This window comes from Nitrospira sp., from assembly GCA_037045225.1.
Classification (GTDB): domain Bacteria; phylum Nitrospirota; class Nitrospiria; order Nitrospirales; family Nitrospiraceae; genus Nitrospira_A.
Window position 1 is genome coordinate 751,323 of sequence record JBAOHZ010000009.1, and the last position, 17,684, is coordinate 769,006.

The 17,684-nt window shown below is 59.9% G+C and carries 17 protein-coding genes; 12 read left to right on the plus strand and 5 right to left on the minus strand.

What is annotated here, in order from left to right:
• Positions 1-8 precede the first annotated feature (8 nt).
• From cysW to V9G17_04430, 12 genes are all read left to right on the plus strand, one after another.
• Complete coding sequence (gene cysW, locus V9G17_04375) at positions 9-887, plus strand: sulfate ABC transporter permease subunit CysW (protein ID MEI2751815.1); 879 nt, start codon at positions 9-11, stop codon at positions 885-887.
• The gene (locus tag V9G17_04380; protein MEI2751816.1) at positions 884-1,951 is read left to right on the plus strand and encodes a sulfate/molybdate ABC transporter ATP-binding protein; all 1,068 of its coding nucleotides are present in this window, start codon (positions 884-886) and stop codon (positions 1,949-1,951) included. Before cysW ends, V9G17_04380 begins: the two co-directional genes overlap by 4 nt.
• Positions 1,952-1,967: 16 nt before the next feature.
• Positions 1,968-2,372: a sigma 54-interacting transcriptional regulator gene (locus tag V9G17_04385; protein ID MEI2751817.1), complete on the plus strand. Its 405-nt coding sequence runs from the start codon at positions 1,968-1,970 to the stop codon at positions 2,370-2,372.
• Positions 2,373-2,398: 26 nt separating this feature from the next.
• The gene (gene thiS / locus V9G17_04390; GenBank protein MEI2751818.1) at positions 2,399-2,599 is read left to right on the plus strand and encodes a sulfur carrier protein ThiS; all 201 of its coding nucleotides are present in this window, start codon (positions 2,399-2,401) and stop codon (positions 2,597-2,599) included.
• A complete protein-coding gene (gene cysK / locus V9G17_04395; protein ID MEI2751819.1) occupies positions 2,599-3,525 on the plus strand; it encodes a cysteine synthase A in 927 nt (308 codons plus the stop codon). Before thiS ends, cysK begins: the two co-directional genes overlap by 1 nt.
• A 226-nt stretch (positions 3,526-3,751) precedes the next feature.
• The gene (locus V9G17_04400) at positions 3,752-4,723 is read left to right on the plus strand and encodes a family 2A encapsulin nanocompartment shell protein (protein MEI2751820.1); all 972 of its coding nucleotides are present in this window, start codon (positions 3,752-3,754) and stop codon (positions 4,721-4,723) included.
• Positions 4,724-4,727: 4 nt separating this feature from the next.
• A complete protein-coding gene (locus tag V9G17_04405; GenBank protein ID MEI2751821.1) occupies positions 4,728-6,590 on the plus strand; it encodes a family 2A encapsulin nanocompartment cargo protein cysteine desulfurase in 1,863 nt (620 codons plus the stop codon).
• Between the two features lie 34 nt (positions 6,591-6,624).
• Complete coding sequence (gene epsC, locus V9G17_04410; GenBank protein ID MEI2751822.1) at positions 6,625-7,596, plus strand: serine O-acetyltransferase EpsC; 972 nt, start codon at positions 6,625-6,627, stop codon at positions 7,594-7,596.
• Between the two features lie 66 nt (positions 7,597-7,662).
• Positions 7,663-8,055, plus strand: coding sequence for a hypothetical protein (locus V9G17_04415; protein ID MEI2751823.1), 393 nt, complete (start codon positions 7,663-7,665; stop codon positions 8,053-8,055).
• A 451-nt stretch (positions 8,056-8,506) separates the two neighbouring features.
• The gene (locus V9G17_04420) at positions 8,507-10,093 is read left to right on the plus strand and encodes an ATP-binding protein (protein MEI2751824.1); all 1,587 of its coding nucleotides are present in this window, start codon (positions 8,507-8,509) and stop codon (positions 10,091-10,093) included.
• A 19-nt stretch (positions 10,094-10,112) separates the two neighbouring features.
• Entirely contained in the window at positions 10,113-11,456 is a 1,344-nt protein-coding gene (locus tag V9G17_04425; GenBank protein MEI2751825.1) for a sigma-54 dependent transcriptional regulator, read from the plus strand.
• 235 nt (positions 11,457-11,691) lie between these two features.
• Positions 11,692-12,294, plus strand: a complete 603-nt coding sequence (locus V9G17_04430) for a pyridoxamine 5'-phosphate oxidase family protein (protein MEI2751826.1) — start codon at positions 11,692-11,694, stop codon at positions 12,292-12,294.
• A gap of 288 nt (positions 12,295-12,582) precedes the next feature.
• Here V9G17_04430 and V9G17_04435 read toward each other — a convergent pair whose 3' ends face one another.
• From V9G17_04435 to V9G17_04455, 5 genes are all read right to left on the minus strand, one after another.
• Positions 12,583-13,182, minus strand: a complete 600-nt coding sequence (locus V9G17_04435; GenBank protein ID MEI2751827.1) for a protoglobin domain-containing protein — start codon at positions 13,180-13,182, stop codon at positions 12,583-12,585.
• Between the two features lie 118 nt (positions 13,183-13,300).
• Entirely contained in the window at positions 13,301-13,744 is a 444-nt protein-coding gene (locus V9G17_04440) for a group 1 truncated hemoglobin (protein ID MEI2751828.1), read from the minus strand.
• Positions 13,745-13,777: 33 nt separating this feature from the next.
• Positions 13,778-14,446 carry a MarR family winged helix-turn-helix transcriptional regulator gene (locus tag V9G17_04445; protein ID MEI2751829.1) on the minus strand — a complete coding sequence of 223 codons (669 nt, stop codon included), beginning with the start codon at positions 14,444-14,446 and terminating at the stop codon, positions 13,778-13,780.
• Positions 14,447-14,458: 12 nt separating this feature from the next.
• A complete protein-coding gene (locus V9G17_04450; GenBank protein ID MEI2751830.1) occupies positions 14,459-14,713 on the minus strand; it encodes a DUF2024 family protein in 255 nt (84 codons plus the stop codon).
• A 431-nt stretch (positions 14,714-15,144) separates the two neighbouring features.
• The gene (locus V9G17_04455) at positions 15,145-17,532 is read right to left on the minus strand and encodes a Tex family protein (protein MEI2751831.1); all 2,388 of its coding nucleotides are present in this window, start codon (positions 17,530-17,532) and stop codon (positions 15,145-15,147) included.
• Positions 17,533-17,684 lie beyond the last annotated feature (152 nt).

Here is a 17,684-nt window from a genome sequence, read left to right on the forward strand (position 1 = left end):
GAGGGATTATGACAACCGGTGCCTTAAGCTTGGACAAAGGAGTGCCCCGTATCGCCTCGACCGTGGCCGAGCCGGTCCTTGTGCGCCTGACGCTGATCCTGGTTTCGTTGACGTTCCTGGGGTTCTTCCTCTTCGTGCCGCTGGCGGCCATTCTCTTCGAGGCGCTCAAGCACGGCCTCGGCGCCTATCTGACCTCGTTTCAGGAACCGGATGCGATCGCCGCAATTCAACTGACACTCCTGGCAACGGCCATTGCCCTCCCGCTGAATGTCGTTTTCGGCGTCTCGGCCGCCTGGGCGATCGCGAAATTCGAGTTTTGGGGCAAGCAGGTCTTGATCACCTTGATCGACCTTCCATTCTCCGTCTCGCCGGTGGTCGCGGGATTGATCTATGTGCTGCTCTTCGGCTTGCAGGGCGCCCTCGGTCCCTGGCTGGCCGCACACGACATCAAGATCATCTTCGCCGTCCCTGGCATCGTGCTGGCCACCATTTTCGTCACCTTTCCCTTCGTGGCGCGCGAACTGATTCCGCACATGCAGGCGCAGGGTAAGGACGAAGAGGAAGCGGCGCTCGTGCTGGGCGCCACCGGCTGGCAGACCTTCTGGCGCGTGACCCTTCCCTCCATCAAATGGAGCCTGCTGTACGGGGTCATTCTCTGCAACGCGCGCGCCATGGGAGAGTTCGGCGCGGTCTCGGTCGTGTCCGGGCACATTCGCGGCGAGACCAATACGATGCCGTTGCATGTGGAGATTCTCTACAACGAATACAACTACGTCGCCGCCTTTGCCGTCGCCTCCCTGCTGGCCTTGTTGTCGCTGGTTACTCTGGCCGCCAAGAGCCTGGTGGAATGGACCTCATCGGTAGAACAGAAGGAGACCCACGCATGAGTATCGAAGTCCGCAACGTCACCAAGACCTTTCAAACGTTTTCCGCGCTGCACGAGATCAACCTGCACGTGAAGACCGGAGAGCTGATCGCCCTGCTGGGGCCGTCGGGATGCGGCAAAACCACGCTGCTCCGCATCCTCGCCGGCTTGGAGGGACCGACCACCGGGTCGATTCTCCTGAACGATCAGGACGTCACCGATCGCCATATCGGTGAGCGCGGTGTCGGGTTCGTCTTTCAGCACTACGCCCTGTTCCGCCATATGACCGTCTTCGAAAACATCGCATTCGGGCTCAGAGTCCGGCCCAGAGCCACCCGGCCGCCCGATGCGACCATCGACGCGAAGGTCCGCGAGCTACTCAAGCTGGTGCAGTTGGAATGGCTCGGCGATCGTTATCCGCGGCAACTCTCAGGCGGTCAACGTCAACGCGTCGCCCTCGCGCGAGCCTTGGCCGTCGAACCGACCGTCCTGTTGCTCGACGAGCCCTTTGGTGCGCTCGACGCCAAGGTCCGCAAGGAACTCCGACGCTGGCTCAGACGGCTCCACACGGATCTCCATGTCACCAGCGTCTTCGTCACCCATGATCAGGATGAAGCGCTGGAGGTCGCGGACCGGGTGGTCGTCATGAATAAGGGGCGCATCGAACAGATCGGCACTCCGGAAGAGGTCTACGAACGGCCGGCCACCCCGTTCGTGTATGACTTTCTGGGCGGCGTTAACCTTTTCCACGGCCGGGTCCATGAAGGCCGGGTCCAGGTCGGAGACCTCGATCTGGCGCTCCGTGAACAGGGCGATATTCCGGATGGGCCGGCGATCGGCTACGTCAGGCCGCACGAAATCGATCTGTACCGCCATCCCGGTGAGGAGGGAGCCATCGAAGCTTTGGTAGGACGGATCCAGCCCGTTGGGGCCGTCGCGCGCCTGGAAATGGTTCGCACTGACAACGGCGAACTCATCGAAGGTGAAGTCAGTCAGCAACAATGGCGGGAACTCGCGCTCAGCACCGGCGAACGCGTCTACGTCAGGCCCAAATCGCTCCGGGTGTTTCCCGAGCCGGTGGAATAGGCACACAGAGGATCACGTGACGACGACGAACACCCAACGTGCGCTGAAGATCGTCTCCGCATCCGATCCAACCGGGCACTCCCTGTCCGGCAGGGCCAGTTGCCTGGTCTTCGAGGACGACACATCGAAGGCCTTGTTGGAATTGGGACAGAGGATTGCCCCGAGCCATGCGACCGCGCTCATCATCGGCGAAACCGGCACCGGCAAGGAATTGATTGCGCGGCACATTCATGAGCTGAGCACCCGCCGGACAGGGCTCTTCGTGGCCGTCAACTGCGCCGCCACCAGCGACACGCTGATGGAAAGCGAACTCTTCGGTCACGAGCGCGGTGACGAAGGAAGTGGATGCGGTCTTGGGATTGCCGGCCATCCTGGCACTGACGGCCGGCGCCGAGACCACGTTGTTCATGTAAACGCATAATGCTTATGGATTGGAGAGATACGGCTATGGTTGTGGAGATCAATGGAAAATCGGAAGAGATTCCGGGGTCGGTCGTCCTGGATGCGCTGAACGCCAAACACATCGACCCGCAAATGGTCGCCGTGGAATTGAACGATACGCTGATCGAACGCGAGCACCTGGGATCCACCCCGTTACAGCCGGGCGATCGCCTGGAGTTTCTGTTCTACATGGGTGGTGGCCGGTGATGGAACGAGTACACCGGAACATCACAGAGCTGATCGGCCGGACGCCACTGGTGCGACTCAATCGGCTCTCACCAGAAGGCGGCGCGACGATCTATGCGAAGGTCGAATCCTCCAACCCCGGGGGCAGCATCAAGGACCGGATCTGCCTCAACATGATCAACGAGGCGGAACGGAGCGGCCGCCTGAAGCCTGGCACGACCATCGTCGAACCTACGAGCGGGAATACCGGCATCGGGCTCTCCCTCATCGCCGCCGTCCGCGGCTATCCGATGATTCTCGTCATGCCGGAGAGCATGAGCTCGGAGCGGGCCAGCCTCCTCTCATCGTACGGCGCGCAGTTGGTGCTGACGCCAGCCGCCCAGGGCATGAACGGCTCCATTCGGGAAGCCGCACAGATCGCGGCGCAGCATCCGTCCTGCTTCATGCCCGACCAATTTTCCAACCCGGCGAATCCGGCTGCACACCGGCAGACCACGGCCGTGGAGATCTGGGAGGCCCTGGACGGACGGTTTGACGCCTTCGTCGCAGGGGTCGGGACCGGCGGGACCATCACCGGCTGCGGGGAAGTGTTCAAGGAACGTAATCCTTCCATCGACATCGTGGCGGTCGAACCGAGTGGATCCCCGATCCTCTCAGGCGGGCCACCTGGTCCGCACAAGATTCAAGGCATCGGCGCGGGCTTCATCCCGCAGGTGTTGAATCAGAAGATTCTCGATCGCGTGATCACCGTCACCGACAACGAGGCATACCAAACGGCGAAGCTCCTGGCGAAGAAGGAGGGCTTGCTCGTGGGAATCTCGGCCGGAGCCAATGTGGCCGCCGCCCAGAAGGTGGCCCGGGAACTCGGCCCCGGCAAACGCGTGGTGACCATCCTCTGCGATACAGGCGAGAGGTACATCAGCATGCAGAAGTATTTCAACATTTAAGCGGAACGCATCCGACCGTCACCGAACTGATCGATCACGAACAGGCCGCCTGCGAGCTACGGCCCCCTGTGGCTGCCGCTCATGGGAATGAGCCATAACCGGGCGACCGAGCCGCCCCAGACCATGCCGGATTCCTGGAGGGCACCGCATGAAGACGTGAGCCAAGAAGGAGAACCAGTATCACAAGTTCAGAGCATGTACCCAACATTATGGAAAGGACAACACAATGAGTGAACGAGCGACTGTTTCCGAACCACAAAGCCTGAGCGCCAAAGCCGCGCGGAACCTGGCGACTGCCACAGTCACCGTCCCGCAAATGACGGATATCACCCCGCGGTGGCTGCACAAACTGCTCCCCTGGGTGGATGTAGACGGCGGTGTCTACCGTCTCAATCGGGTGGCGAAGGCCGTCAAGGGACAGGAGGCCAATGAATTCGGCGAGGCCAAGGTCAATCTCCTCACGGTAGATGGTGGCGAGCCGGAACTGCCGACGACCTTTGAGGATTACGAGCTCAACCCGCGCGAGTATCACCTGAGTACGATCCAGACGGTCGTGCGCACGCATACGCGGGTCACCGATCTGTACAGCAACCGCATTGACCAATTGCGTCAGCAGGTGCGTCTGACGGTAGAAGCGGTCAAGGAGCGTGAAGAGTGGGAAATCATTAATCATGCACAATTCGGCCTACTGAAAGAAGTCGCTCCGGCTCAGCGCATCAATACACGCAAAGGGACGGCGACGCCGGACGATTTGGACGAACTCTTGAGCCTGGTCTGGAAGAAGCCTGCCTTTTTCCTTGCTCATCCCAAAGCCATCGCCGCATTCGGACGCGAAGCGACCAGGCGCGGAGTGCCGCCTCCCACGGTCCATCTTTTCGGCTCGCCATTCATCACCTGGCGCGGCATTCCGTTGATCCCGAGCAACAAGTTGGAGATCGATAAGGCAGGTAACACGAGTATCCTGCTGTTGCGCGTCGGTGAAGCCCAACAGGGTGTCGTCGGGCTGCAAAAGGCGGGCGTCACCGGTGAACTCGAAACCGGTCTCTCCGTCCGCTACATGGGGACGAACGAACACGGTATCGCGTCCCATTTGGTGACACGCTATTTCTCAGCGGCGGTCTTGACCGAAGATGCCATCGCGCGTCTCGACAACGTCTCGATCAAGTTCTATCACGAGTATGTCTATCCAAAGGCGTAAGACGATGACTACTACGATCAATAACGGACCGACACCCACACATGACCCGTTCGATACAGCCCTGATCACTAGATTGGCTCAGGAGTTCTTTTTGGAGCAGGCCGGCCACAATACGTCGCCGGCCACATTGCAGACCTTTCCGGCGAGCGCCCCCGGCGCTCCCGGATTGGCCGGCGGATACCCCTCGGCCACACCCGATTCGCATCCACCGGTCCATCCGGGCTTGCAAGCACTCTCGACGCAGCCCACAGGAGCCGGCACACCGTCGGGTGAACATACTCCCGGTTCCGATGACGCCTACCCCTTCGGTGAACCACGTTGCAACGGGAACGGGGGCAAGCAACACCATCAGGCGGCGCCATCCGCAAACCAGCCGTTGACGAACGACCCTTCCGAGGTTGGACCACTCACCCCGGACTTCGAAGACGCCTACGCCTTCGGCGGTCCGCACTACCACGGCAATGGATTCGACTGGCGCAATGGATCAACCCCGACCGCGAACCGGTCGTTCGCCGACCACCGGCCGTCCATTGCAACACCTTTTCCTGCTTACGATACCGTCTCGCCACCGGACTATTATTTTCTCCGTACCCCTGAGGCCGGCCTTCCGGCCTCACCTGCCGCCGCGTCTCCCTCGCGACGCCTGACCTTTTCCAGTTTGAACGTGGAGGCCATTCGCCGCGACTTTCCCACGCTGCACCAACAGGTGAACGGTCACCCGCTCATCTGGCTCGACAACGCGGCCACCACCCAGAAGCCGCAAAGCGTCATCGATGCCACCTCGCGCTTTTACAGTCGCGACAACTCCAACATCCATCGCGCAGCCCACACACTGGCCGCCCGTTCGACCGAACATTACGAAACGGGCCGTGAACAGGTGCGAGGCTTCATTCACGCAGCCGATGCCAAGGAAATCGTCTTCGTGCGGGGGACGACCGAGGCGATCAACCTGGTGGCCAACACCTATGGCCGGGCGCATATCGGCCGGGGCGACGAAATCCTGCTGACCACCATGGAACATCACGCCAACATTGTGCCCTGGCAGATGCTGGCGCAACAGGCGGGAGCCACGATCAAGGTGGCCCCGATCAATGAAGCCGGCGAGCTGATCCTCGACGGGTTTGCGGCGCTGCTGAACCGTCGCACCAAACTGGTGGCGGTCACCCATGTCTCTAATGCGCTGGGCACGGTGAATCCGGTGGAGCAGCTGATTGCGCTGGCGCACAGCTACGGTGTCCCGGTGCTCGTGGACGGCGCGCAATCGACACCGCACATGCCCATCGATGTACAAGCCATGGATTGCGATTTCTTCGTGTTCTCGGGCCACAAGATTTTCGGCCCGACCGGCATCGGTGTGCTCTACGGTAAGGCGGCGCTCCTGGAAGAGATGCCTCCCTGGCAAGGCGGCGGAAATATGATCCAAGACGTCACCTTTACCAAGACGACCTATCAAGGCATTCCTCAAAAGTTCGAGGCGGGCACCCAGGATATCGCCGGTGTCGTCGGCCTCAGCGCGGCGATCGACTATCTCACCAAACTAGGCATGTCTGCGATTGCCGCCTACGAGCACGAATTGCTGGAATATGCCACGCAGGCGCTGGCATCGGTCGGCGGGCTTCGACCGATCGGCACAGCGTCCCACAAGGCAAGTGTCTTGTCGTTTGTGCTGGATGGCTTCGAGAATGAAGAGGTCGGCCGGCATCTGAATCGACAGGGTATTGCCGTGCGCTCCGGACACCATTGCGCGCAACCGACCGTGCGCCGCTTCGGGTTCAACGGGACCGTCCGTCCGTCGCTGGCGTTTTACAACACACATGACGAAATCGACGCACTCGTGCGCGCCTTGCATCAACTGAAAACGGAATAGGCAGCGCAAGACGACGCGGAAAAGGCAGAGGTGTATGGAAAAGGATTTGGCCAAATCGTTGGAGGCTCCGCCATCGACCTGGAATATCGACCAGGTCGTGGCCGCTCTCCGGCACTCGCGTGAAATCGAGCACAATGTGCGACATCAAGGCCGCATCCGGGAATTGCCGTCCCGGAAAGCCTTACTGGAAGTTCTGGGTGGGTTGTGCGCCGTGTTGTTTCCGACCCACTACGGCCGGTCGGATCTGAACGAAGCCAACATCGACTATTTTGTCGGCAACCAACTACACCAGACTCTGAGCATGTTGCAGGATCAAGTTCGTCGCGGACTCCTGTTCGTGTCGGAAGGAAATGAGAGGGAGGACGCCGACGCACACCAGTCCGCATACGACATCACGACCAGGTTTGCCGCGCAGTTACCCGCGATTCGTGCGCGATTCTTCACCGATCTCCAGGCGGCCTATCAGGGAGATCCCGCGGCAACCAGCGCCTCCGAAATTCTGCTCTGTTATCCCGGCATGACCGCAGTCATCTACTACCGCGTCGCGCACGCGCTCTACAAGTTGGGCGCACGCCTGCCGGCGCGTCTCATCTCCGATATCGCACATTCCACCACCGGGATCGATATCCATCCGGCAGCCACCATCGGAGGCTCCTTTTTCATCGATCATGGCACGGGCGTCGTGATCGGAGAAACAGCCGTCATCGGTGAGCGAGTCCGACTTTATCAGGCTGTCACCCTCGGCGCGAAACGCTTCCAGGAGGGAGACAACGGGGGGTTGGTCAAAGGCACCCCGCGCCATCCGATCGTCGAGGATGACGTTGTGATCTATGCGGGCGCGACCATTCTGGGGCGTATCACCATCGGCAAGGGGTCGATCATCGGCGGCAATGTCTGGCTGACCCACAGCGTGCCGGCCGGCAGTAATGTGTTGCAGGCGCAAATGCGCAATACGACCGTCGAGCCCAAACATTTGATCGACGCAGTGTATCAACCGAGGATTTAGACCTACACTTTTGAACGGCGCGTGGCGATCGCTCTATTGCATGACCATTCGCTTGCGGAGGCTCCCATGTTCGGACCCATTACCGTCCCGTTCGGCTCGAAAATGCTGTTCAACACGGTCACGCTGAAACCCGAGATCACCTTCGACGATGTCGAGTTGGCCTTCGGGGAACTCTGCAGTGTCGTGAAGGATGTGTACGGCGGCGACAAGGGTGGATTCATCGCCGGACAGGTCTTCAGGTTCTCCGGCTTTGTGTCGGACGAGGGATCACTCGCTCCATCAAGGACAGCCGACGAACATTACGTGATCGTGACCTACTGGCGATCGTTTGAAGAGCACGAACGGTCGCACGCCAATCACATCTTCCGAAACAGCTTCGCCAAAGTCACCGCCTTCTGCTCCGACACCAAAGAACTGGGGTATGACATGTTGTGGCAGGGCGAGGCCGCCACTCGTTGAGCACCGGCTGTTGAACGCAATGCATCGCTTGGCGTCCACGTTTGTCTCTTGCCGCGCCATTCAGTTCTTGAACGTAGTGGTCGGCAAAGGCCTCCCTGTCGCACGCGGCCGATCTTCATGCACGCGATCAACAGCACCTGCTGATACAGCCACAATCGTCAGGCCCACACCCATCGCTCTCACCCTGCTTTCCGCCTTCGTTGCCTCATCCACAGTCTGCTTTTCTCGGCGATCGGTCGCGCTGATGGTACCTTTGAGCTGTCGAAGCAGCAGCCTGTGCTGGAGCACCGTTGCTGGAACAGCAGTCGCCCGGTGCTGCACACTGCTTCCATTAACAACGGTCCTACGTATCGCAGATGCGTTGTCAGATCGCTCGAGTACGGTGCCGGTTGCACCCGACTGACAGGGGCCGTCTCTCTGTGGTACGTTCGATGTTCACCACGAGGCCTGCATGCGCTGGCTCCACGACCGCTCGATCGGACAAAAATTCTTCATCTCCTTCGGAGTCATCCTCAGCCTGTTGGCGTTGAGCCTCACAGCGCTGCTCGTGTACCTCAGCCGCATCAACAGCTATGTGGACCGCCACAAACGCATTACGGTGCCTGCCATCGTCACGGCGGCAGGCATGCAACGCTCCGCCTATGAAATGAACCTCACGCTGCATCTCTTTCTGGAGCAGATCACGAAGGCCGATGCGGCCGACACCCTTGCTCGGCTTAGCCGCCATGCCGAACAGATCCGCAACTCTCTCGACCTGTATCGTTCCACCCATGCGGCCCGCACCCATCCAATTCTCCTCGGCATGTTGACTCAGCATGAACGATTGGATCTTGCCGACCAGGAGGATCGCGCCATCGCCGAGATCGATCGGATCCTGCAGGAACTATCCACCTTGTGGCAGTCTGCGCTCGCCAGCCCCCAACGCCTCGGCGTGGCACCCTCGCCGGTGACGAAGACCGACGGCCTGATCGTGAAACTGATGAATAATCTCGATCAACTGGTCGACGCCCATCGCGATATCGATGTGGAAATGAAAGTGGAGGGAGATCTGCTGCTCCAACAAGCGCGGCTGATTGCCTTAGGCCTCGTCGCGGTGCTCGGACTGGTCATCACCGTGATCTATGTCTCCGTCAATCGGCAGATCGCCAAACCGCTCCAACGTCTCTCGGTCACGGCCGATCGTGTCGCTCACCACGACCTCACGGCGCAATTTGAATCCTGGCCCAGCCGCGACGAAGTCGGCACCTTAACCGCCTCTCTCTCGTCGATGGTCACCAGCCTCCGCGAGCAGACCGCCGCGACTGCCCGGAAGACCAAAGAGCTTGAAGCGTTTACCTATTCCGTCGCCCACGACCTCAAAGGTCCATTGCGGGAAATCGAAGGGTTCTCCTCCCTGCTGGAGAAACAATTCGCTGACGGAGGCGACGCGCAGACCCGACACCAGATCGATGTGATCCGGCGCTCCGCGCTGCGCCTCACCCACATGATCGACGCCCTGCTCAAATATTCGCGGCTGGAGCAGCAGGATTTGCCTCGTCAGCGCTTTAATGTGATGGAAATGATCACGCCCCTCATCACCGATCGCTTCAGCGGACTCCAGAGTCCAAAGCCGAAAATCCAGGTCGCCCTGCCGTTTGCCGATCTCTACGGAGAACCGGTGAGCATCCGTCAGGCGATCGCGAACCTGCTCGACAATGCGGCGAAGTTCTCCCGCCACGCTACGCCCCCGACCATCACCATCGGCGGTACTCAAATGAAACGTGAACGCGTCCTGTGGGTACAAGATAACGGGATCGGATTCGACCCGGCTCAATACGACAAGATCTTCGGGCTCTTCGAGCGGCTCCACAGCCCGCAGGAATACGAGGGCACGGGCGTGGGTCTCGCGATCGTAAAACTCGTCATGGACAAACATGACGGTCGGGTCTGGGTGGAATCCGCTCCCGGAGCGGGCAGCACATTCTATCTGGCCTTTCCGGATCGCGCCGGATCCGTCGTCGACTGGCCCTCTGCTCCACCCTCTCCTCCTTCAGCGTGACCGGATGACCATGGAACACATGCGCACCCTCATTGTCGACGATGAAGAATTTGTTCGCCTCGTCGTGGAACAGGCACTCCGTGAAGAAGGCTGCGATACACAGACGGCGAGCGGCGGGCAGGAAGGCCTTGATCGACTCCGTACGGCCTCCTTCGACTGTGTCATCACCGATCTCCGCATGCCCGGGATCGACGGCCGGGCAATCTTGCGTTGGGTGAAGGACCATCAACCGGACGTCGATGTGATCGTCTTGACCGGCCATGGCGACGTCAAAGACGCGGTGGCGGCAATGAAAGACGGCGCATGGGATTTCCTCATCAAGGACACGCCATTCGACGGTGCAGCTGTAAAGGCCGCGCTGGCAAAGCTTCGTACGGTGCGGGAGCTTCGTCGCGAGAATCTGGCCGCGCGCCACGGTGGATATCGGCAGGACGACATCGTCGATGGAACCAGCCAGGCTTGGCAGACAGTAAGAACCCAGATCGCTCAGGTCGCGCCGTCGCAAGCCCCGGTACTCATCCAGGGAGAAACCGGGTCCGGCAAAGACGTGGTCGCGCGTCTGCTGCATGCGCACAGCCGGCGGGCCGCTGGCCCCTGTATCGCCGTCAATTGCGGAGCGGTGAGTCGAGAATTGCTGGAGAGCGAATTATTTGGCTACGAGAAAGGCGCGTTTACCGGCGCCATTCAGGCCAAACCCGGACTGATCGCCGCCGCCGACGGCGGCTCATTGTTTCTGGACGAGATCGGCGAAATGCCGGGGCCGATGCAGGTCAGCCTGCTGCGGTTTCTCGACCGGAACGAATACCGCCCGGTCGGCAGCACACGCACACTCCGGGCCGATGTCCGGATCATCTGCGCGACGAATCGGGACATCCAGGAACTTGTGTTGCAAGGCCGGTTTCGAGACGATCTCCTCTATCGCATCAACACGGTGACGCTGCAGGTGCCACCGTTGCGCGAACGACCGGAAGATCTCGCCGTTCTGACCGATCATATTCTGCACCACCTGCATATTCCTGGCACCGCAACGAGAACGCTTACGCCGGAGGCTCTCACGCACCTGGCAGCGTACCGCTGGCCGGGAAACATACGCGAACTTCGCAATGTCATCGAACGCATGGTCCTGATGAGTCCGAACTCCGGGCCGATCACCCGCGAAGAAGTCCTGCAGGTGCTCCCGCGCGCGTCAGCGACACCATCGCCCGACGACCAGACACACCTGCCCCTCGACGAGGTCGAACGCCTGCATATTGAACGGGTATTGGAATCCAGTGGCGGCAACAAAACCAAAGCCGCCCAAACGCTCCGGATCGACTACAAAACGCTGTCGGCAAAACTCAAAAAGTACGAGAGTGGCGGCTGAATTCCCCCTCGGCTGACCCTGGCGCATGTAATCCTTGCCGCATGAGCCATGCGCCGAATCCATCAGGCGCCTACATCATGTTCGACGACACGCCTCCAGAGCAGCCCTCACAACCGATCGCTCTTCCGTCCTCCCCGATTTCGCCATCAGGCACATATCGACAGCGCTGCCGTACATAAGGGACAATCAGCCATGCAACACCGTACTCCGACATCTTCCACAAGGAGCGTTCGATATGACCAGGCCGGGATCATCAGGCGAACAGCGTGCACAAGAGCAATTCGGCACCTCGGCTCGCGCCGCGGCATTTTATACCCACCAAACCCTGCCCCACCTGAATCCACAGATGCAGCAGTTCATCGCGCGGATGGACATGGTCTTCGTTGCCACCGCCGATGGAAAAGGGGAATGCGACTGCTCCTTTCGAGCCGGTGAACAGGGATTCATTCAAGTACTCGATGAGAAGACGCTGATCTATCCGGAATACCGGGGCAACGGCGTGCTGGCGAGCCTGGGAAACATCCTGGAGAATCCCCACATCGGATTGATTTTTGTCGACTTCTGTCAGAGCACGGTCGGACTACATGTCAATGGAACCGCGCGTGTGCTGACCCCAAGCGAACCGGAGAGCCTCTCCCGGATTCCGGCGCGCATCGCCGAAGCCGCCCTCGTCAAGGGCGGACGTCAGCCCAAGGCTTGGGTCCTCATCGGTGTGGAAGAAGCGTACATCCACTGCTCCAAACACGTGCCGCTCCTCAAACGACTGGATAAGCATATGGCGTGGGGCAGCGACGACGAACAGGCCAAAGGCGGAAACTTCTTCAAAGTCACCCCGTGAACGCTTGCCGCGCACAACGGATGGCGAGTAGACCGCGCTCTACGTCTTCTCTTTCGCGCGCGAGCGAGGGCCAGCGAAAGTGCCGACGGACTGCTCCTGCGCCAGATGGCAGGGCGGGCGCTGCAGACTCGGCCCAACGCATCAACCGAGCCTGCGCAACCATCATCACGCTCCTCATCTTTCCCATTAGTCTCTGGAAAGGCGGAATCCGGATTTCCGCCAGAGACTTCATATCGCCGACGGACACAAACAGTTCTACGTCCGTCCCACGATCTATGCCCCTGCCCCCTAGAAATCACCCTCTTTCACATAGGGATAGCTCCAGAGTATCACCTGCAATAAGACAGACTTGATCCATGCCTGGTGCATCGCGCTGACTTCGGCCTCGCTATGCCCCTGCTTCGCCAGGAAGGGGCGAAGGGTTGCAGTCACCGGGTAGAGGAGAGCAGGAAGATAGCGGAATGGAATATGCGGAGCGGCCGCCACCTTGTCTGTCACGTTCTTCCCGACACGATGGTGCCGACGCCCGATTTCAAACTGATAATCCAGCCAGGCCTGATCGTAGTTACCAGCGGCCGTATCGAGGATCCACCGGCCGAACCGTTTCCGCACGGCTCCCAAGTACTCCATGTCCGGCTGACCATCTGCCACACGGACAAAGGTGCTCACGAGATGGGGATTCGACCCCACAAATCCATACCAGACGTCGAGGATGGCCTCGACCTGATCCTTGACCACCGTCTTCGACTGCTGGAGCGCCTTCACATCCTCCTCACCAAATAACACCGTCTTCTTCAGTAATTCGAACTCCTCCATCGAAATCGCCGCACGTGGGACCGCCGAAGTGCCATAGGTATAACCAGGAATCGTTGGGTTAAGGCTCATCATTGTTCTCCTTTATGTAGATCTCATCATCACAATCGTGCATGCGGGATAGGCCAATGCCATCGGAGCCACGTCCATGCCCCATAGGCTTGCGCACTCACCACTCTCGCAGCAGGAGGACTTACTTCTGTTCGACGATCTCACTCTTCATCGGACCGAGAACGGCCAGCAGTTCGCGTTTTTCCACCTTGCCGACCTGATGGTGATCCAAGGCCGCCACCAGATCCTCAACCAGGGCTCCAAATGCCGCATCCTGCACACCCATGCCCTTGTGTGTCTGGGTCATCGTCCGACCTGTATACGCACAGGGCCCGCCACTCGCTTCACAGATCTGGTTCACCAGATGCATCTTGAGCTTCGTCAGATCCGTACTCGCGAAATAGCCATTGATGCGGGTGTCTCCACCGACGGTTCCCACAAAGGTCTCCACCACCGCCGTGATAGCATCCTTGCCGCCTAATCGCTCATAGAGCGACTGGGCTGTTTTTCCATCGCCTGCATGGGCTGCTCCGACTACCACCATCAGACTCACAAGCACCAAACCCGCACATGTATGACGTGTCATCACACTCCTCCTTTGATAAATAAGGCTTCGGGCTTAGTGCCCCTCCCCGCCGCGGAGAAACTCCTGCGACCGACGCGCCTGATCTGGCTGCGACCCTGGAATAAAGTCCGGGCACTCAAGCCGTAACTGCCCATCCCCCATCGGTTTGTTCACAAACCCGCAATGGTGCGGCCGTGCCGCATCCACATGCACATATGGCTGAAAATAGGTGCAGCCGACACACATTCGAGCAACTGAAATCACGCCCTGCTCCTGCAACGAGTACATGACCTTGGTCAGTCCTCGCAAAAATACTGTCTGCTCATCCGGAGTCAGACTCCTGACCCCGGCGCGCACCACCTCGGTCCATCCTGTGGTCTGTTGCGCCTCGCGTCGCCCCCCTGCCGTCAGCGTGAGAACAAGCGCCCGCTGGTCGTCAGGCGATCGCTCTTTCTTGACCAGTTTCTTCTCCACAAGAGTCATGACCGCATCGCTCGTGGTCGCCGCCGTCAAACACAACTCGCGCGCCACATCGTTCAGTCGCATGGGTTGCGTGGCCCGCTCGGCCAGCAAGACCAGGATTTGGCCTTGAGTCGGAGTGAGCTTGCGCGCACTTCCTCCCTCCCAGGCTTGGCTCCGTAACGCAGCGGCGACCTTCGTCAATCCGGTCGTAATATGATCAACGACCGTTTTCTCTCCTTGCATTGGAAGCTGCTTTCCCATATCGACGCTCCTCTATGCAGACAGCTGCACGATGAATCCACCGGCCTTTAGGAACTCGCTCTGCTGATGTTGGGTGAACATGGCCAGCGGCTCCTGATGGCAAAACCGGCATTCTTCCGCTGTCACGGTGATCGCCGCATAGCCTTGGGTCACAACATGCTCGTTCGCTAACTTCAACGCAGTCGCCTGATCTAACGTCATAACGTCAAAGTGCAGGGTCTTCCCCGGAACCTCGACCCATGTGTCGAACACCTTCAATGCATCCATCCCTCACTCCTTTCTGATGTGACCTCACTGCAATAGTTAGGACTCCTAACTATATAGCAAAGAGCGCGACCCCGGTCAAGGCCCTACGTTCGCAGAGTACGGGATGAGCGGGGCAAGCCCCCGATCGATTAGCTCGAAACTTCACGGTAGGGTGGAATGGAGAATGTCTGGCCTAGCCCATGATCATGCTCGGAACACGAGACAAGCGAGACATCAGCGGCCGCACGATGGAAGAGGCACACGCCTGAAGAGAAATCGTTCGGCGCAAGACTCTCTACCGAGGACTTCCGGAGGAGAGGATGATTGACAACATGGAATGGATGCGTGGACTTCCCGCAACACGCTCGTCAGGCCTGAGGGCGGCAATTCCTTCACGTGATTCGCACTGGGCAGAAGCCCGTTCGGTCAGGGCTTCACGGACTGTGCCCCAATCATGATCGCTTCTCCTTGGCCCGCGCCAACGCCAGGGCAAAGGCGCCGACGGGTTGGGGTTCACGAGGCACCGCACGGGACGAATCAGAAGGACGCCGATCACGCGCGGCTCCCGCGCCAGATGGCAGGGCGGGGGCTGCAGCATCTTCCATGCGCATCGTGAGCGAAATCCGCTGCCGTTGCACATCAACGGCCAGCACCTTCACCTTCACGATCTGCCCCGGTTTCACGACGTCATGCGGATCTTTGACGAACTTGTTCGCCAACGCCGACACATGCACGAGGCCGTCCTGATGCACGCCGATATCGACGAATGCGCCGAACGCCGCGACATTGGTTACCACCCCTTCGAGCACCATCCCGGACTGGAGATCGGCAAGCGATTCGACTCCGTCCCTGAAGGTCGCCGTTTTGAATTCAGGACGCGGATCACGGCCGGGTTTTTCCAACTCCGTCAGGATATCGCGCACCGTCGGCAGACCGAATGTCTCATCCGTGAATTCCGCCGGTGAGAGGTCCTTCAGCACAGCCGGCTTGCCCATGACGTCGGCAAGGTCTTTCTTGAGCCGCGCCAACATGCGCTCGACGACCGGATAGGCCTCCGGATGGACGGCGGAACGATCCAATGGATTGTCGCCGTCGTTAATCCGCAGGAACCCCGCCGCCTGCTCGAAGGTCTTCTCGCCCAAACGAGGCACCTTGAGGATCGTATGCCGATTCTGAAATCGCCCGTGCGCGTCGCGGTACTCCACGATGTTTTGAGCCAACACGCGATTGAGTCCCGATACTCGCGCCAGCAGCGGCGCCGATGCCGTGTTCACGTCTACGCCCACTGCGTTCACGCAGTCTTCGACCGTGGCGTCGAGCGATCTCGCCAGGGCTCGCTGATTAACATCGTGCTGATACTGGCCGACTCCGATGGATTTTGGATCGATCTTGACCAGCTCGGCCAACGGGTCCTGCAACCGCCTGGCAATCGACACGGCGCCACGCAGACTCACATCCAGCGCCGGAAACTCCGCGGCGGCAAAAGCCGATGCCGAGTAGACGGAAGCGCCGGCTTCGCTCACGACGATCTTCGCCAGCTTCTGTTCCGGCTTCTGCGCCGCCACCAGCTTGACGACTTCCACGGCAAATTTATCGCTCTCACGGCTGGCCGTGCCGTTGCCGATCGAGATGAGGGCGACACCGTGCCGCAACACCAATTGTGTGATGGTTGACAACGACCCCTGCCAATCATTGCGGGGTTGATGCGGATAGATCGTCGCGGTCTCCAGCAATTTTCCAGTCGCATCCACGACCGCCACTTTACAGCCGGTGCGGAGACCAGGATCGAGACCGAGCACGGCCTTCGGACCGGCGGGGGCCGCCAGCAGTAGTTCATGGAGATTGCGCCCGAAAATCTTGATTGCCTCCGCTTCCGCCGCCTCACGTACCTGCAACAGCAACTCCGTGCTCAGATGCAGATGCACCTTCACCCGCCAGGCCCAGTAGCAAACATCGGTGAGCCATTTGTCGGCGCGACGGCCGCGCTGTTCGATGCCGAAATGGGCGGCAATCATCGCCGCGCAGGGATGCGGCACCACAGCTTCGAGGCTCTCGCCAAGACCGAGGTCGAGCTTCAGGACGCCCAGCGTACGACCGCGGAACATCGCCAGGGCGCGATGCGAAGGAATCGTCCGGATCGTTTCCGAATAGGCGTAATAATCGCGAAACTTTTCTTCCTCCGCCGTTTCCTTGCCGGGCATGACCGTGGAGGTCACGATGCCTTCGCTCCACAATTTTGCGCGCAAGGCCGCAAGCAGGTCGGCGGTTTCAGCAAATCGCTCGACCAGAATATCGCGTGCGCCTTCGAGCGCGGTTTTCACGTCAGGCACATTGATAGCCTCGACTCCTTCGGCTGCCGGCACGACCTTTACATACGCTACGGCTTCCTGCTCCGGATCGAGCGTCGGGTCGGCAAGGAGCGCGTTCGCCAACGGCTCCAGGCCGGCTTCGCGCGCAATCTGCGCCTTGGTGCGACGTTTGGGTTTATAGGGAAGATAGATGTCTTCCACGGCTTGTTTCGTCGCGGCCTGCTCGACCGCCCGACGCAGTTCGTCCGTCAACTTGCCCTGCTCTTCGATCGAGGCCAGGATCGTCTGCCGTCGCTCTTCCAGTTCACGCAGATACAGCAGCCGCTCTTCCAACGTGCGCAGGTGCGTGTCGTCCAGATTATTGGTGGCCTCTTTACGATAGCGCGCAATGAAGGGTACCGTCGCCCCGCCATCCAGCAGCGTCACTGCGGCCGCGATCTGTGGGGCGGTTACCCCAAGTTCCTTGGCGATGAGATCGACAATACGTTGCTGCGCTGAAGCGGAAATAGTCGGCGTCGTTGGAGAGGTCATAGGTTCGTGTAGACTTTCCGAAAGCGAAATCTGGCTGGAGGCAACGCTCCCGGTCGCAGAGGCTTTCTTGGCACATGAACGTGAAGGACTTGGCCGGCTCGACGCCGCTGATCGTTCTCACGAGTCGACCCGGAATCTAGCAGAAGATTCGC